The organism is Cohnella ginsengisoli, assembly GCF_029525555.1.
Classification (GTDB): domain Bacteria; phylum Bacillota; class Bacilli; order Paenibacillales; family Paenibacillaceae; genus Cohnella; species Cohnella ginsengisoli.
Window position 1 is genome coordinate 716849 of record NZ_JAPDHZ010000002.1, and the last position, 15090, is coordinate 731938.

A 15090-nucleotide genomic window follows, 5' to 3' on the forward strand; every position below is an offset into this window, starting at 1 on the left:
TCCGGAATCCGTTTTGGCCCGTAGCATCCCTGCACCCCTCAATTATCGCATTTTACCCCCCCGTATATTGGAATCGATAATACGCGAATGACGAGATCGTCGAAACCGCCAAATTAGAATTCTACGGCGGCATACCGAACAAACCATTGATAAGCTGGGCCAACTATAAAACCGGGTTATAGGAACGAAATAAAGCCCGAGGGACACGTAAAGCAACGTGTCGTCCCTCGGGCTTTAGCTTCCATGCTATCGATTACTTTTGTCCGTATTTCTCTTGCAGCTCGTTCAGCAGCTCTTCTACCGACTTCTTTCCGCCTTTGAAAATAATTTCTTCGACACCCTTAACGAGATCCGCGTTGAACATCTTCGTCTCTTGCGGATACGCGAATGGCATTCCGGATTTCTCCATGTTGTCGAACACCGGTTTCAGTTCCGGGTACTTCTCCAGATATTTCGGCAGCAGGGAGGATACGGCTGGAGAATAACCGACGGCCTCGATGGCGTTCAGCTGCGCTTCGTCGCGCAATGCGTATTTGACGACCTGCATGGCTTCCAGCTTATGTTTGCTTCCGTTCAGGATGGACAAGCCGTGCGAGTATGCGCTTTGAGCATCCACGGTGCCTTTAGGCATCGGCAATGCGACCAATTGCAAGTTCGGATTCGCTTCTTTCAGGTAACCGACGTACCAAGGGCCGCCCGTCGACATTGCGCCTTTTTCTTTGGCGAATACTTCGCCGTCCCATGGCGCGCCTACTTCGATCGGCGCAATCGCTACTTTTTCTTTCAAGAAGAGATCCGTGAAAAATTGTACGCCTTTGATGTTTTCCGGCGAGTTGATCGTCTTGCCAAAATTCCAATCTCCGCCGAACGCATGTACGTACTGCGTAATATGGAAGGGATCGATGCTGCCGACGATCCCTTTCATTCCGTCTTTCGTCATCGCTTTAGCGAGCGTTACCAGCTCATCCATCGTTTTCGGGTACTTCATAATGCCCGATTTGTCGAACAGCGCCTTGTTAATGGCCAACATCGATGTAGACGAGTCGTAAGGAATGCCATACAATTTGCCGTTGTCCGTCCAGCCTTTGTAAAGGGAGGAGGAAATTCGGTTCTTATCGAATCCGGCTTGGGCGATCAAGTCATCCAGTGGCTCAAGAACGCCTTTGGCGATATACTCGTAGTTTCCTTCGTCCGACATGGCTATAATGTCTGGTCCTTCGCCTGCGGCGATTGCGGCCGGAACGGCTTTCCAGAATTCGTCGCTGGTCGGATATTGCTGCATAACGACTTTAATTTCCGGATGTTCCTTTTCTAGACCGTTGACCATGAATTCGAAGTTTTTCTGCTCGGAGGCGTTGGCCCAATAAGCCATCGTCACTTCGACAGGATCCTTCTTCTCCTCTTGAGACGGAGACGGCGAGGAGGAAGCCGACGGGGGAGGATTCCCGATTCGTGCTCGGACTCGAATTCGAGTTAGCGTTCGTTCCGCAAGCGGAGACTACCGTTACAAGCAGGACGGTGCTTAGCAAACTAAACCATGACTTCTTCATCTTTCGTACCCCTCATGTCAGATATATTCGCCTGCATTCGGCGTACTTCAATCATATGGAATTCACGAGAACCGAAAAATCGTGAATCTTTACATTCTATCGAAGATTTTTACTTCCCCGTCCCCTCCAATATCGATTTTCGATACTCGTTGGGAGGTTGGCCATACACTTTTTTGAAAGCAATATAGTAGTTATCGGCGCTATTAAATCCTACTTTTTCCGCAATCTCGTAAGTTTTGAGTTTGCCGGCAAGCAAGTCGTCCAGCGATTTCTTCACCCTATATTGGTTGATATAAGGAATCAGCATCATCGATGTCTGCTCTTTGAACAGTCGGCTCAAGTAACTGCTGTTCAGACCGACATGATGGGCCAGCTCCTCCAAGGTCAGATCGTGATCGAAATAGTTATGAATGTAAGCAAGCACCTTCTGGATTTTCAAATTCGTCGATATTCCCGTCTCCTGCCGCTTGCCCCGAAGATAAGCCAGCTCAGTGGCCAACAATTGTCTGACCAGCGCCAGGTTCTCTGCTCCCATAATATCCTCGATCGTGGGAAAACCGCTTCCATTCGTGTCCCGATTCGCTTCCGAACACGTTTCCAATAACGAATAATGCAAACTGACGCTCAGATCCAGCGTCTCCTTCTTGCCGATATCGCGTTTTTTTTCGATCGTATCGAAAAGGGTATGTAAGCTTGCATCCGCCTCATCCCATTTGGACGCTTCCGCTTGCGTTCGAATCTGTTTGGCAAGGTCCTCGTAACCGCGTTCATTGTTCGCGCTCTTTCTGCGCGGTACATTCTCATAGAAGACAACGCTCGATTCGCCTTCGAAGAACAGGTCTTCCGACGCTCGAAGCGCTTCTTCGTAAGCTGCCGGCACTTTAAGCAGTTGACTGTGCAATGCGCTTACGCTAAAGCTGACGCCGATGTTCATAAATTGCTTGAGCGCCGTTCGGATCGTCCGGATCAAATGCCATTGCTGCTCAAACACGTCATTCAAACTGCGCAGCTTAGCATACGATTTAAGGATGGCGAATTGATTGCCGCTCACTTGAAAAAACTCCAATTGCTCGAACTTGCGAAAAATTTCCCTTAGGATGTTGTTCACTGAGAACCCGACCAAATGATCGAGCGGCTTCGCGTACCGCTTCTGGACCGCCTCGTAATTATCGATGAATAAAAGCATACAGCAGACGTTAGGCTGTTTAAGATCGATTGCCAGTTGCTTCGTTTTCTGCTCGATTTCCCATTCGTGCCTAACGGAGCCTTCGATCCACCCTTTGCAAAACAACGCCTTCAAGTCCGGCTTGCTTCGCTCTTCGTTACGCCGCAACTGCTCGAACTGGTCCGTTTGCTTGCGTTCCTCGTCGACGAGGCTGCGTACGCGATTCAACGTCTCGAAGACAAGCGCGGGGTAAAGGCTGGGTTTGTGAATATAATCGACGGCTCCGAGCAACATCGCTTCGCGAACGTATTCGAATTCATTATAGCTGCTTAGAATAATAACCTTGCACGGATCCGATCGGGTATTCAATTGACGCAGCACTTCCAGTCCGTCCATAACCGGCATCCGAATGTCCAGGAATACGATGTCCGGCTTCAGTTCCGCCAGTTTATCGATCGCTTCCTGTCCGTTACGGGCTTCGCCGATCAATTGATACCCGTGTCTCTCCCAATCCATGAACGATTTGAAATTCATTCGGACGAAATTTTCGTCATCTGCGATCAATACCCTCATTCGCCTCGCCCCCTATTCCGTTAGCGAACGTTCCGAAGCTATAACGGGAACCCTGATGACAACGGTCGTGCCCGATTTCCATTCGCTGTAGATATCAACCCCGTAATCCGACCCGAAGTGCATCTGAATCCGCTTGAATACGTTGGAGATTCCGATAGAGTTGATTTTTTTTGAGCCTTCTTCCACATGATCGCGCAACTGCTGCATTCTCTCTTTCTCCATGCCGACGCCATCGTCCCGAATGGTGAACAAGATCGCGTTATCTACCCGTTCCACGTCGATGGTTAGCTTGTACTGCCGGGATTCCTCGATGAATCCGTGGAAGACGGAGTTTTCAACGAACGGCTGTACGATAAACTTCAAAGTCCGGTAAGTAAGAACTTCGTCGGAAATGCGGCACTCGAATTCGAACGCATGGTAATAGCGCAGTTGCAACAGTTGCATGTAGTAGCGGATGAACGTCATTTCCTCTTCGATCGTGACATACTCTTCCGTGTTCCTCGTAGAGAACGTCAGTATTCGAATCAAGGCATCCAACACCTCGGTGATGTTATCGGCCCTTTGCGCCTGGGACATCCACTTGACCATCGTTAACGTGTTGTACATGAAGTGAGGGTTGATCTGGTTTTGCAACGCATTCAGTTCCGCATTGCGTTTCTTATACTCCTCGTCCTTGATCTGGCCGATCAAGGATTTAATTTCCCTTGTCATTTTGTTAAAGGCGCGCCCCAGATGACCGATCTCGTCCCGACTGTCTGAAGCCACTGTCACGTCAAATTCCCCTAACTCTACCCGCTGCATTTTCCTACTCAAGCTGAGGATAGGGGTTGATATTCTCCGCGATAAAATATAGGCCGCGAAGAAAGCGGTTACAGTCAAAGGAATGAGCGTATACACGGTTAGTCTTCGGATTTGATTCGCTTCGCTGAACAGACTCCCTTTGTGAATAATGCTATAGAACTTCCAGCCGCTTACCGCTGATGAATCGCTTACGATAAAGTAATCGCCGGTTCCGCCCCCCATGCCTTGGGCAGCAGCGGAAAGCTTCGGATCATAGCGCATTAACACCGAATCAAAAGAATTGCCGATTTCGCTCTTTTTCGTCGAGAATAGTACCGTGTCGTTCTCGTCCACAATAACCTGCTCGACATCAGAGCTGAACTTGAGCCCTTTGTACAAGCTGCTTAACGCATCGCTTTTCATATTGATAACGAAAACGCCAAGCTTGCGATAGGAATTGGAATCTACGATGACTCTCCCTATGGATACGACGTTTTTCGCAGGAGAACTGACCTGCTTCTCCGTATGCAGCCCGATGACGACCGGAGCTCCCCCCGCTATCGATGATTCTCTTGTACCACGCCTCATTATCCGGAGAATAATCGTAATTGAAGATGACCTCGTAGCCTCTGCGGTAAACGTAGTTGCCCATCTGCGGATAGATGACCAAGGAGTCGATATCATCGTTGAACATGAGCAGATCCTTGAAGAACGTATCGTTCACATACCGGTAGGCTTGGCTGCGCTCGAACATCTCGTACTCCATGATCGAATAATCCTTCGCCAGAATGTCGACAAGCTGCTGGTCGTAATACGGCTTCTCCGATATTTTCAGCATGTTTTTGAGAAAGGTGTCGCTGTTGGATATAATCTGTTGATTTAAATCTTTGAAAGAATTGACGATTCTATTTTCAAATGAAGACATGAATAACGTATAAGAAACGAAATTAATGATACCAAGCGGCACGACGATGAGGAGCACGTAGGTTGAAAACAGCTTTTGTCGAATACTCCAGTCCTTGACTCTCTTCATCTCATCGTGCTCCCAAGGATGCTTATTCCAAAGCGCTTTGTTGCTCCTATTGTAGGTTGAAAAGAAGGCGTCCTCAATCTTTTTTTGATTATTATGTACGCTATTGAGAATGTCGTCCATATTTAGGAAATAGCTGTCCGGCACAATGTAATCGGCTTCGCGCAGCACCTCGGCGGAACCGATTCCGACCGCAAACATGCCGGCTTGCTTGATCGCTTGCATGCCCGCCTCGGCATCCTCCACGCCTACGCACTCCCAAGGGTCAACCCCAAGCTCGGCGGCCGCCCGGAGATAAATATCCGGGTGGGGTTTTCCTAGCGGTACGTCAGCGGGATCGACGATCGCTTGGAAAAACCGCCCTATTCCCAGCCTTTCAATAATCGTTGGCGCGTTCCGGCTCGCCGAGGCGAGCGCGATTCCGATACCCGCGCCGGCGATATCCTTTAGCAGCGTTTCAATCCCCGCAAGCAGCGCTTGCGGGCCGATCGAGCCGATTAGTTTCTTGTAGTGCTCGTTTTTGCGGTTCGCCATCGCTTCTTTGTCCGAATCAGTATAATTGACCTCGGGCTTGCGTTGCAATATCAGATCCAGCGACTATCGTCGAATCGGTTGAACGTCCCCGCGACAAAGCCGTTTCTTGTCTGTCCGGGATAAGACTCCTCGGTGCATGCGCGCATGCCCATATAACCGTTGCCTTGCGCGAAAATGGTTTCGAACTTTGCCGAATTCCGCGCATCGAATGCCGTCTCCGCCACGATCCAATCGGTCCATTCTCCTTGCCCGGTCGAATATTCGATCATATTGTTTTCTCTCCTTGTCCCGCTTTTCTTCCCGGTTACCCTTTAAGCCCGGTAGTCGCAATGCCCTGCACCAGATGGCGCTGGAAAATCAGAAAGACGATGATGATCGGAATCGTCAGAAGAATGACCCCCGTCATCGTCAAGTTCGGCCACTCGAAATAACGGTTTTTCAACGTATTCAAGCCTACGGTCAGCACATACATTCGGTTATCGTTGACAAGCGTCACCGGCCACACGAACGAATTCCAAGTGCCCGTATAGCTGAAAATGATCTGCGTTCCGATCGCCCCTTTCGATAGAGGGAGAATAATCCGGAAAAACGTGCCGATCTTGGTCACCCCGTCAACCTCGGCCGCTTCCTCGAGCTCCTTGGGGATGGTGAGGAAAAACTGACGCATCAGGAAGACCAGGAAACCTTGAAACAGGAAGGGTAAGATGAGACCCTCGTAAGAGTTAAGCCAACCCAGCTTGACGATCATGGAATAGATAGGGATAATCGTCACCTGATAAGGCACCATCATCATCCCGATAATGAGGAAAAAGATAAGGCTTTTGCCCGGATACCGAAGACGAGCCAGCGAATAAGCAGCCGTAGTATTGATAAATAAATTGCCGATCAGGATGCCCAGCGTAACGATAATGGAGTTCTTATACCATCTCAGGATATCGGAGTTGAACAAAATGTCGGAGTAATTCGACAGCGTCAGGCGGTTGATCGGAACGAGCTTGTCGATATCCGCTTTGGCTAATAAGGAGGTGTAAAGCGCATATCCGAAAGGCACTACGAAAACGAACGAGCAAAGCGCAAGCAACGTATAACGCAGCCACTTGTTTTTTCCGGTTTCCATCTCTATATGTCCTCCCGAGTGAAACGCTTCTGAATCATGGTAACGATGACGATAACGGCGAAGATTATAAATGCCGCGGCGCTTCCGTATCCTGCGCGATTGAAATTGAATGCCTGGCTGTAGAAGTAGACGACGATCGTACTCGTGGCGCCCGCCGGACTTCCGAGAGAGCCGTTCCGGGCCAACGCGTAAGGCTGGTCGAATACCTGCATGACGTAAATGATGCCTGACATCAACACGAGGAAGGTCGTCGGCTTCAGCATCGGCACGGTAATTTTCCAAAATTGCTGCCAAGCGTTAGCGCCGTCCACCTTGCTGGATTCGTATACGTCTTCGGGAATCGTCTGCAGCCCGCCAAGATAGACGACTACAAAAAATCCGACGTAAGTCCAAACGGTTAAAATGATCAGGAAAGGCAGCGCGTAAGTGACGCTGGCATACCAAGATACGTCTTGCAATCCGAACAAGTGGAAAAACCGGGTTGCCATACCGTCCTTTTGCATGAACAAATACATGAATACGGTCGTGACGGCAATCGTGGACGTTATGTAAGGCATATAATAGAGCGTTCGGAACAAGCCTTTCATCCGAATCCCTTTATTCAGCCCCACGGCGATAACGAGCGCGAGCATCGTTTGAACAGGCACCGCGATAACCGTGAGGATGGCCGAATTGCGGAAAGCGTTCCAGAAATCCGGATCATGCAGGATAGCCTTATAGTTATCCAAGCCTATGAACCGGGCTGCGGATGGATTCAGGAAATTAATATCCTGAAAGCTGTAGATGAAGGAACGGAGCAGCGGATAGTAAAACCAACACGCCATCAAGAGGATGATAGGAGCTACGAACAAATATCCTACGAAAACAGGCGAACCGGCTAAAGTGACGTAGCTCATCTTTGCGCCTGCTCTCTTTTCCATTCCTTCTTTCCCTTGCATTGCATTCATCGACTCGTTTCCCTCCTATGTTGTCTTTATCTGTCTCTATCATAAAAGGACCGGCCTCCCCCTAAAACGGAAGATATTTAACAATAACCGAAGATTTTTACCTGTTAATAACGAACAGCCGACGTCCGTAAAGAGACGCCGGCTGTTCCGAAATGTTTTATTTCGAATTCAATTCTAGGTACTTCACCATCTTAAGCACGAGCGTTATCGCTTCCGCTCTTGTCGCCGCATCGTTCGGAGCGAACTGATTGTTCGGTTTCCCTTCTATCAGACCGGCTTCATAGGCAGCCGCTACATAAGATTGTCCCCATTGCGGAATTTGTGCCGCATCCGCGAAAGGTGCTTTTCCCTTCGTATCCGTCTTCAAATGAAGAGCCCGAACGATCATCGTAATTAATTCCAAACGGGTAATCTTGCCGTCAGGGCGGAAATTCTGGTCTCCATAACCTGAAATAATCCCGGCTTCGACCGCCTTTGCAATATACGGTTTCGCCCATGCCGGAATGCGGTTCGAATCTCCGAAGGAAAGGCTAGATTCGTCCGTCGGGAAATTCAATGCCCGGCCCAACATAACCGTGAACTCGCTGCGATTGACGATTGCATTCGGACGGAATGTGCCGTCTGAATAGCCATTGACGATTTTCCGTTCTACAGCCGTCTGGATGGCCTCTTTAGCCCAGTGGTTCTCGACATCCTTCAGCTTCGGCTGATTCGTCCCGCCAGAATTGCTGTTGTTGTTGCCGTTGTTGTTGTTACCGTTGTTGTTGTTGCCGTTGTTGTTGTTGCCGTTGTTGTTGTTGCCGTTGTTGTTGTTGCCGTTGTTGTTGTTACCGTTGTTGTTGTTGCCGTTGTTGTTTTCTATTACTTTTTTTCAGGACCTTCAACGCGAAAGTCTTCTGCAGCTCTTCTCCGTCTTTTCGAAGCGTTGCCGTTAAGGTTACCTCCGTCGTGTCGGATGGGCGTACCACTTTCCCCGCATTCGAGATAATTTCAGGCTTATTTGACGACCAAGTGATCGCGCTGCCTTTCTCCCCCGCCGTAGGCAACGTGACGTCCTGTGTTATGGACAGATTGGAATCTCCGTTCGCATAGCCGATGGCCAGCGCAGCGTGATCCAGCTCCAAATCCGTATGCCCGGGCAGATCGCCCAAAGTAATCGTTACGGATTGCGTACTTAATGGAACTTTTACCGTACCTTTTGCGTTATCGACAATGCCCGTCGAGACTCCGATGATGTTGTTCACCATGCTCGGCAACTGGATGCTGAAAGTCGCGTTAGCGACGTCAATGTTGGCATGCTCCAGTTGAGCGTTCAACGTAACAACGAGTTTGTTGCCGTTCCGAACAACGTTATAGCCTACTCGCCCTCCTTGAAACGCAGGGTAGTTATTTACCTTGGCGACTACATTTTGATTGTTCGCCGCATCAAGAACCCATTCTTTCGGAATGCCGCGTCCAACGATAATTTCATACTTCTGGTTCTGATCGTAGATTCTTTCAGCAATAAGCGAGTCGATCAGCACTTTCGAGTTGACGGCTTGCCCCCACATGTGCTGAGCCGATCCGCCGCCGCCCGGCGTATTCTGGACGTTCAACTTGTCGTTGGTGGTCGCCCAAGGGCTGTTCACTGCGGGATACGCGATACCTTCCCACCAACTGAATGGCCCGCTCATCGATTTTTCGATCATGAATTCGTACGCTTTGATCCCGATATCCCTGTGCGCTTCCCCGCGCAGCGCGGAACTGCCGTAGCCTGCGTTGTACGAGCTGGAATAAAATCCATGCGGATACCCTCCGAAGTTGTAATCGGAGTCCGTCGTGCCTTCATCCCAGCGTCTATCGATGCCATATTCATACGTACTGTCCAGCATCGTCAGATTGATATTGTCTGCAGGCTGTTCGGCGCCATACAAGTAACCGTCCCATAGCCATCTTCCGAACAAGTACATGGATGCCCAGTTTGCATCTCTGGAATCTTGCATGCGGTTTTCATCATTGCTTTGCGTTACGGATGCCGGAATATAGTTCAAGCCTTTTTCCGTTATCGTTTGCTGCAGCCGAGCCGTGAATTTTTCAAGCAGATCGTCATATTGCGCTTTAGCCCATTCCGCTTCGTTCAAATAATACTCGTCTTGATGGATGCGGTATAATTCGCGGGTAATGTATTCATAAGCAGTCAGTCCCATCAATGCGGAGTAATCGTCGGTCGTCCAATACCCTTCACTATCGATGGCCCACGTTTTTTTCATGATGCCTTCGCTCGTCCGATCGCTTTCGATGCTTCTCGCGCCGACTTTGACTCTCTTCTCAAATACGGTCCCCACCGACCCGTCATCCGCAGTCATCGTTTCCTGAAAGATGGACGCATCTCCCGTCTTGCTCAAATAGACGGCGTAAGCCCATGGCAGCTTCCAGTTGGCATCCCAATATTGATCGGGGTCTACCTGACCCATCTCGATATTGACTCCGCCCGTCAGTGGAATGCTTCTCAAATAATCCTTCGCATAATGGAAATCCCCGCTCTGGATCAATTGCACCATAATACCGATCGTGTCGTGGGAGAACAATCTGGCATATCCGTTCTCACCGACATGCAAATACGTTTTGTCCTTAATAATCATTGTATTGATATAACCGGCTTTAAAAGCATTGACGAGTTCCGAATTAGGCAATTCGATATCGACCAGCTCGGAGAGTCGCGAATTCCAATACGCTTTCATTTCATCGTAGTTATCGGCGAAGGAGCCTTGCGCCGCGACTTGTTCCCTTGTCAATGAAGTATAGCTGGTTGCGTTATTATCGAAGTATTCGTACTTATCCGCTTCGATCGCGTACTCTCTAACGACCGTCTGACCGGCTTCGATCACGTACGAATTCAGTGCCGCTTCATTCAAGGCTATCAAATTGTTGGAGACGAGCGGCAGCAGCCTCGTTTCATTCGAATCGTTAACCGCTGTTATCCGCGAATAATCGACGACATAATCTTTGTTATCCACAGAATGTTTATTGGCGAAGTTCTCGATTTTATAGCGAACGTCGTCTTTCGTATATTCGCTGATGAATACCGGTAAGTACCCCTCGCCGTTATACCATTTGATATCGCTCGTATCCGTCACGCCGAACGTTACCATTTGTTTGGGAGCGACCGGGCCATGCTGCATAGGACGGCCTCCGCCGATCTGATACGAACCGTCCGCGAACGCGAGCGAAGCGTTTTTATCCCCTTCGAAACCGAAGGCTGCCGTCATTCCGCCGTTCGTTTCGTATTTATATTTCCCTGCCGATTCAAGGTTGGCAAGCGTGTTCATCACGTTCGAATAGGCTTTGATCTTATCGTTATCCGAAGCATTGACATCCAATGCTTTCACGGCATTCAGCGTATCGTTCAAAGCATGAATCGAGTTTTCCGTATACCCCTTTACAATCGCACGGCCAATATCATCCACTTGGGCTGCTATATTCTCCAAACTTGTATACAGTTGCAATTGACCTGCGGCGGAATTCAACAGCTCCAGAGCTGCATCCATCACCTCTTGCGAGGCATCGACATTGTTCGCAACGACGATAGCCTGCTGCAATTCTCTCTGCAATACTGCCCAAGACTGCATCGTATACAGCCTGCTGCTATATTGACGAAGCTCATCGATTCGCGTTTGCAAGTCATTGCGATTGACGAACGTATTTTTGACGATTCGCAATATGCCCGTACCCAACGAAGCTTCATGTTGAAAAGCACCCGACACCGATTTGCCGAAATACTCGCCGTTCGTTTCGTTGTTTTTGGCCATGACGAGCCAGCGGTATTGATCCCGACTTAGCGCGGTTTGCGACAGCACGACAGCATAACGCTTATCTTTGACAAGACTATACTGGAGCTTGGCTGTCGTAAAATCGCCGTCGGCCACCCATTTCTCGCTGACCGTAGCTTCCGCGAGCGGCGAACCCGTAGGGAGTCCTGCCCCTGTCGTGTTGTAGAGCCGTACAACAAGATCGCTCGGAGTCGTCCCTATCATCTTAAGTTTAAATTGGACTAGCTCCATATCGAAGTTTTCTTTCGCCGTGAAGGTTTGATAACGGTCTTGTTGATCGCCAGGGCTTCCGAACTCATATTCTCCCTTTACAGCCCCCGTATAATCGATCATGATATTTGTTACTTTTCTGACGAGGGCAGTTTGGGCGGCCGAAAGTGCGGATATGGCTCCGTCTACTTCCGATTGCGTCGCGTTCGCTTTATCCAGGATGGTTTTCGCCCCGTCCCTTGCGGTTACGAACGATTGCCACGAGTCATCCGTATACAATCCTTGAACAATATCTTTCACTGCTGTATATGCATTCTTCAAATTTATTTTCTCTGCAACTTCCTTGCTACTGACAGCCAGTCCGGAGAAGCTCATGTTGCCATCCCGAGCAAGCGTCTTGGTTTGTCGGACCTCTAATTTCAACGTTACGCCTGCAGGCGCTTTGATTTGGTACTTGTACACCTGTGCAGTCGATGACGCGCTTACTTTCTTGGTTCCATAAAGTAAGCCGTTCGCATAGATGTTAACGTCCACTTCCGATTGCCACATACCGATGCCGAATACGACCGTTGATTCCCGTGGCTGCTGAGCTACCGTAATATCGTAACCCGAACCTGTTACCGCTCCCGCATTCCGGTTCTGCGGAAACAGGACGATGAAACCGGAATCATTGTTGCCCGTTTCATAGCCAGCCATGCCGTCGTTCCAGGAATATGCCAAATAATTTGCATCTCCCCCCTCTATTCATCTTCCCTTCAATATCCACAGTTCCATACGCGTTAAAGGCAATAGAGCTCGAACCCGCTTTTTTAATTTGGGTAAAGTTATTGAGACCGTTGCCCTTCATATGTAACCAATCGATATCGCCGATCTGGGATAGATTCATCGCATAGTCGCCGGACAATAGGTTTTGTTTCACATCGAGAGTAACTTCATCCTCCACAATGCCGACAGCGAGTCCGGAGAAGCTCATGTTTCCCCATTGGGAGAGCGTTTTGGTTTGTCGGACTTCCAATTTCAATGTTACCCCTGCAGGCACTTTGATTTGGTACTTGTAAGCCTGCGAAGTTCCATCCGCGCTTACCTCCTTCGTCTCGTAAAGCGCGCCGTCGGCATAGATGTTCACGTCCGCTTCCGCCTGCCATAAGCCGATTCCAAATACGACCGTCGAAGCCTGAGGTTGCGGAACTACCGTAATATCATAGCCTGTATCCGTAACATCTCCCGGACCGCGATTCTGCGGAAACAAAACCATGAAACCCGTATCATTCGCGCCCGTTTCATAACCTGCCATACCGTCGTTCCAAGAGTATGCCAAATAATTCGCATCCCCCCCCTCTATCCGTCTTGCCTTCGAACCCTGTAGAACCATAAACATTAAACGTAACGGAGCTCGAACCCGCTTTTTTTAATCTGGGTGACGTTATTGACACCATTCCCTTTCATATGCAGCCAATCCACATTGCCCGTCTGCGAAAGGTTGATCGACTCTCCTCCTGACAATTGGGTTTGCGCGACTTCAAGAGTAGCCGGCATATCGGCCCCATGCGCCACCCTAGTTCGGCCTATACTCATTGATGAGATCACCAGGATCAATGACAGTACAGTTGCAACTAACCTGTTGAATACCTTGTTCTTCATGGATTCATCCTCCGTCAATATATAAAATCCAAAACGCAGCTTCATTTTAAAGCGTTCTCATGTAGCAAAATATAGTGGATCTTTACATAAATGCTGAGATTTTTTACTTCTACTCGCCTGTGAAGACGAATCCGGGTCGAAATCCGATGAGATGAGACCGAGCCGATCTGCAGGAACGGGAACCGTTGAAGGGCCAGCTGCTTATAAATTTCGCCGTCGCTTATGATACGGTTCGCCGCGCTGTCTGTAACGGCAAGTTAAAGACCCATACACGAACCACATTCCACCGTACGCAAAATAAAACCTCGCCATGGATGCGCGGTTTTACGAAACGTTTTGGCGTGGCAGTTGTGAATCATTGCCGCTGCCGCAACCTCATTCTGGAAATCACGGCTTCTATGACGAGCAGATTAGGAATCCAACAAACCCAAGCGACAACCCGAAACCCCGCCTCGAAATCGCCAAACAGAAGAGCCAGCGGCGCTAACCAGATTCGAAGCGTCACCGCTGCAAAAGTAAGCGCATAACTGCGAAGCATCCATGCTTTATGAGCTTGGATGTCTTTGGCCATAATTTTTCTCGTTGCAGTAAGCGTCGTCGCAACCCACAATACATCGAGCGACATGAACCCAAGCCCGGCAATCCAACCTCCTGTGGCAAAAAAGGGATAAATACACACTCACGATCCCACTAGCCGTAATCGAAAAAACATATCCATACCCCAAAAGGCGATGCCAACGTCTCCTAGCATTCGTTGGCTTCATAAATAGTTGAAAGGGTCCTATGATCAAGGCAAATATCGCAGTAAAAATATGGATGTACAGTACATATATCCAAGGTTTGAGTTCAAAATTCGGCTTTTGCAATTTGAAAGAGACAAGTCCTGCATCACTAGCTTTAAGCACGCCATACTGAACAATTGCGTATCCGGCAATCGAAAATGCGAGAATGAGAACGAGTGCCCGAATCATCTTATTTCCCATATGAATCACCCTCCTCCGTTGATGCACCGTGAAGCTAGGGGTGTAAAAGGACGCATAAATTCAACGCTTGTTCTGGTCAAGTTCCCTGCCGTACTTTTGATGTAAACGGATCTTCGCTTCCTCCCAGCTCGGAATCGTTTCGGCATCCCAGTGGACGGCCTCCAATTCATCGCCAATTCGGCGTGCGATCCGCATGGCCTCGGCGTGATTGCCATGATTGCGGTATTCCAGCATGCGATCCTTGTTCTCCCAAACCGACATCGTCCAGCCTACTCTCCAATTGTCGCGTGTGAGGTCGGAATGGAGCAAGCCGGCAGCCATTTTCAGTTGCTTCGTCGACCGGACAATATGGTAAATAAAAAACGGGAGCATCCACATGCCCTTTACTCGCATCCGTGTCACTGAAATCAACAACGAAATCGCCCCTCCCACGAAACATCCATTTTCGGTTTAAAGTTAGAAATAATACCCCTTCCGAATATCATCTAAAAGGGTAGGATGTACTGGATTCCACCCCAAACGCTCCTGCGTCAACGCACTGGACGCCGGATTATCCGTTTTCGTGAAGGGCGCAAGCCATCCGAAATGTTTACCTGCTTCTTCAACCCCAATGCCTTGGACAGGCAAGTTCAGATGGAGGCCCAAAGCCGTGGCGATCTCTTGAAACGGAATGCCCGCTTCGCTCACCGCATGAAACCGGGACCCTGCCGGAGCTTGTTCTAAGGCGAGCCTAAAAAAGGCGCGCCGCATC

15 protein-coding genes and 1 pseudogene are annotated in these 15090 nt (G+C 49.3%); all 16 read right to left on the reverse strand.

All coding sequences use genetic code 11. From position 1 onward, the window contains the following. Positions 1-253: 253 nt before the first annotated feature. A complete protein-coding gene (locus OMP38_RS03570) occupies positions 254-1372 on the reverse strand; it encodes an extracellular solute-binding protein (RefSeq protein ID WP_277565154.1) in 1119 nt (372 codons plus the stop codon). A 287-nt stretch (positions 1373-1659) separates the two neighbouring features. After that, on the reverse strand, positions 1660-3288 hold the full coding sequence (locus OMP38_RS03575; RefSeq protein WP_277563913.1) for a response regulator: 1629 nt from the start codon (positions 3286-3288) through the stop codon (positions 1660-1662). A 12-nt stretch (positions 3289-3300) separates the two neighbouring features. Further along, positions 3301-4467, reverse strand: a complete 1167-nt coding sequence (locus tag OMP38_RS03580) for a sensor histidine kinase (RefSeq protein ID WP_277563914.1) — start codon at positions 4465-4467, stop codon at positions 3301-3303. After that, positions 4439-5632: an HAD-IA family hydrolase gene (locus tag OMP38_RS03585; RefSeq protein WP_277563915.1), complete on the reverse strand. Its 1194-nt coding sequence runs from the start codon at positions 5630-5632 to the stop codon at positions 4439-4441. Before OMP38_RS03585 ends, OMP38_RS03580 begins: the two co-directional genes overlap by 29 nt. A 50-nt stretch (positions 5633-5682) precedes the next feature. Next, complete coding sequence (locus tag OMP38_RS03590) at positions 5683-5901, reverse strand: hypothetical protein (protein ID WP_277563916.1); 219 nt, start codon at positions 5899-5901, stop codon at positions 5683-5685. A gap of 35 nt (positions 5902-5936) precedes the next feature. Next, on the reverse strand, positions 5937-6749 hold the full coding sequence (locus OMP38_RS03595) for a carbohydrate ABC transporter permease (protein ID WP_277563917.1): 813 nt from the start codon (positions 6747-6749) through the stop codon (positions 5937-5939). Positions 6750-6751: 2 nt separating this feature from the next. Next, positions 6752-7696, reverse strand: a complete 945-nt coding sequence (locus OMP38_RS03600; protein ID WP_277563918.1) for a carbohydrate ABC transporter permease — start codon at positions 7694-7696, stop codon at positions 6752-6754. A 157-nt stretch (positions 7697-7853) separates the two neighbouring features. Continuing rightward, entirely contained in the window at positions 7854-8267 is a 414-nt protein-coding gene (locus OMP38_RS03605; protein ID WP_277563919.1) for an S-layer homology domain-containing protein, read from the reverse strand. A gap of 18 nt (positions 8268-8285) precedes the next feature. Then, a pseudogene (locus tag OMP38_RS35525) lies at positions 8286-8558 on the reverse strand (S-layer homology domain-containing protein); the annotation flags it as partial. Further along, positions 8524-12435: an FIVAR domain-containing protein gene (locus OMP38_RS03610; RefSeq protein ID WP_277563920.1), complete on the reverse strand. Its 3912-nt coding sequence runs from the start codon at positions 12433-12435 to the stop codon at positions 8524-8526. The gene OMP38_RS03610 and the pseudogene OMP38_RS35525, both read right to left, overlap by 35 nt. Next, a complete protein-coding gene (locus tag OMP38_RS03615; protein WP_277563921.1) occupies positions 12398-13033 on the reverse strand; it encodes a hypothetical protein in 636 nt (211 codons plus the stop codon). Before OMP38_RS03615 ends, OMP38_RS03610 begins: the two co-directional genes overlap by 38 nt. Positions 13034-13092: 59 nt before the next feature. Next, complete coding sequence (locus OMP38_RS03620) at positions 13093-13356, reverse strand: hypothetical protein (protein WP_277563922.1); 264 nt, start codon at positions 13354-13356, stop codon at positions 13093-13095. A gap of 355 nt (positions 13357-13711) precedes the next feature. Next, positions 13712-13981 carry a DUF2306 domain-containing protein gene (locus OMP38_RS03625; protein ID WP_277563923.1) on the reverse strand — a complete coding sequence of 90 codons (270 nt, stop codon included), beginning with the start codon at positions 13979-13981 and terminating at the stop codon, positions 13712-13714. Then, positions 13902-14339, reverse strand: a complete 438-nt coding sequence (locus OMP38_RS34400) for a DUF2306 domain-containing protein (protein ID WP_338130394.1) — start codon at positions 14337-14339, stop codon at positions 13902-13904. Before OMP38_RS34400 ends, OMP38_RS03625 begins: the two co-directional genes overlap by 80 nt. A 60-nt stretch (positions 14340-14399) precedes the next feature. Beyond that, positions 14400-14660 carry a DUF3291 domain-containing protein gene (locus OMP38_RS03635; RefSeq protein WP_277563924.1) on the reverse strand — a complete coding sequence of 87 codons (261 nt, stop codon included), beginning with the start codon at positions 14658-14660 and terminating at the stop codon, positions 14400-14402. A 135-nt stretch (positions 14661-14795) separates the two neighbouring features. Then, a complete protein-coding gene (locus OMP38_RS03640) occupies positions 14796-15026 on the reverse strand; it encodes a Rossmann-fold NAD(P)-binding domain-containing protein (RefSeq protein ID WP_277563925.1) in 231 nt (76 codons plus the stop codon). Positions 15027-15090: the final 64 nt, after the last annotated feature.

Coding starts and splice junctions, on each gene's coding strand:
- OMP38_RS03570 (WP_277565154.1), bottom strand. CDS start 1,372: ATGGCTTATTGGGCCAACGCCTCCGAGCAGAAAAACTTCGAATTCATG.
- OMP38_RS03575 (WP_277563913.1), bottom strand. CDS start 3,288: ATGAGGGTATTGATCGCAGATGACGAAAATTTCGTCCGAATGAATTTC.
- OMP38_RS03585 (WP_277563915.1), bottom strand. CDS start 5,632: ATGGCGAACCGCAAAAACGAGCACTACAAGAAACTAATCGGCTCGATC.
- OMP38_RS03590 (WP_277563916.1), bottom strand. CDS start 5,901: ATGATCGAATATTCGACCGGGCAAGGAGAATGGACCGATTGGATCGTG.
- OMP38_RS03595 (WP_277563917.1), bottom strand. CDS start 6,749: ATGGAAACCGGAAAAAACAAGTGGCTGCGTTATACGTTGCTTGCGCTT.
- OMP38_RS03600 (WP_277563918.1), bottom strand. CDS start 7,696: ATGAATGCAATGCAAGGGAAAGAAGGAATGGAAAAGAGAGCAGGCGCA.
- OMP38_RS03605 (WP_277563919.1), bottom strand. CDS start 8,267: ATGTTGGGCCGGGCATTGAATTTCCCGACGGACGAATCTAGCCTTTCC.
- OMP38_RS03620 (WP_277563922.1), bottom strand. CDS start 13,356: ATGAAGAACAAGGTATTCAACAGGTTAGTTGCAACTGTACTGTCATTG.
- OMP38_RS03625 (WP_277563923.1), bottom strand. CDS start 13,981: ATGTCGCTCGATGTATTGTGGGTTGCGACGACGCTTACTGCAACGAGA.
- OMP38_RS34400 (WP_338130394.1), bottom strand. CDS start 14,339: ATGGGAAATAAGATGATTCGGGCACTCGTTCTCATTCTCGCATTTTCG.
- OMP38_RS03635 (WP_277563924.1), bottom strand. CDS start 14,660: ATGGCTGCCGGCTTGCTCCATTCCGACCTCACACGCGACAATTGGAGA.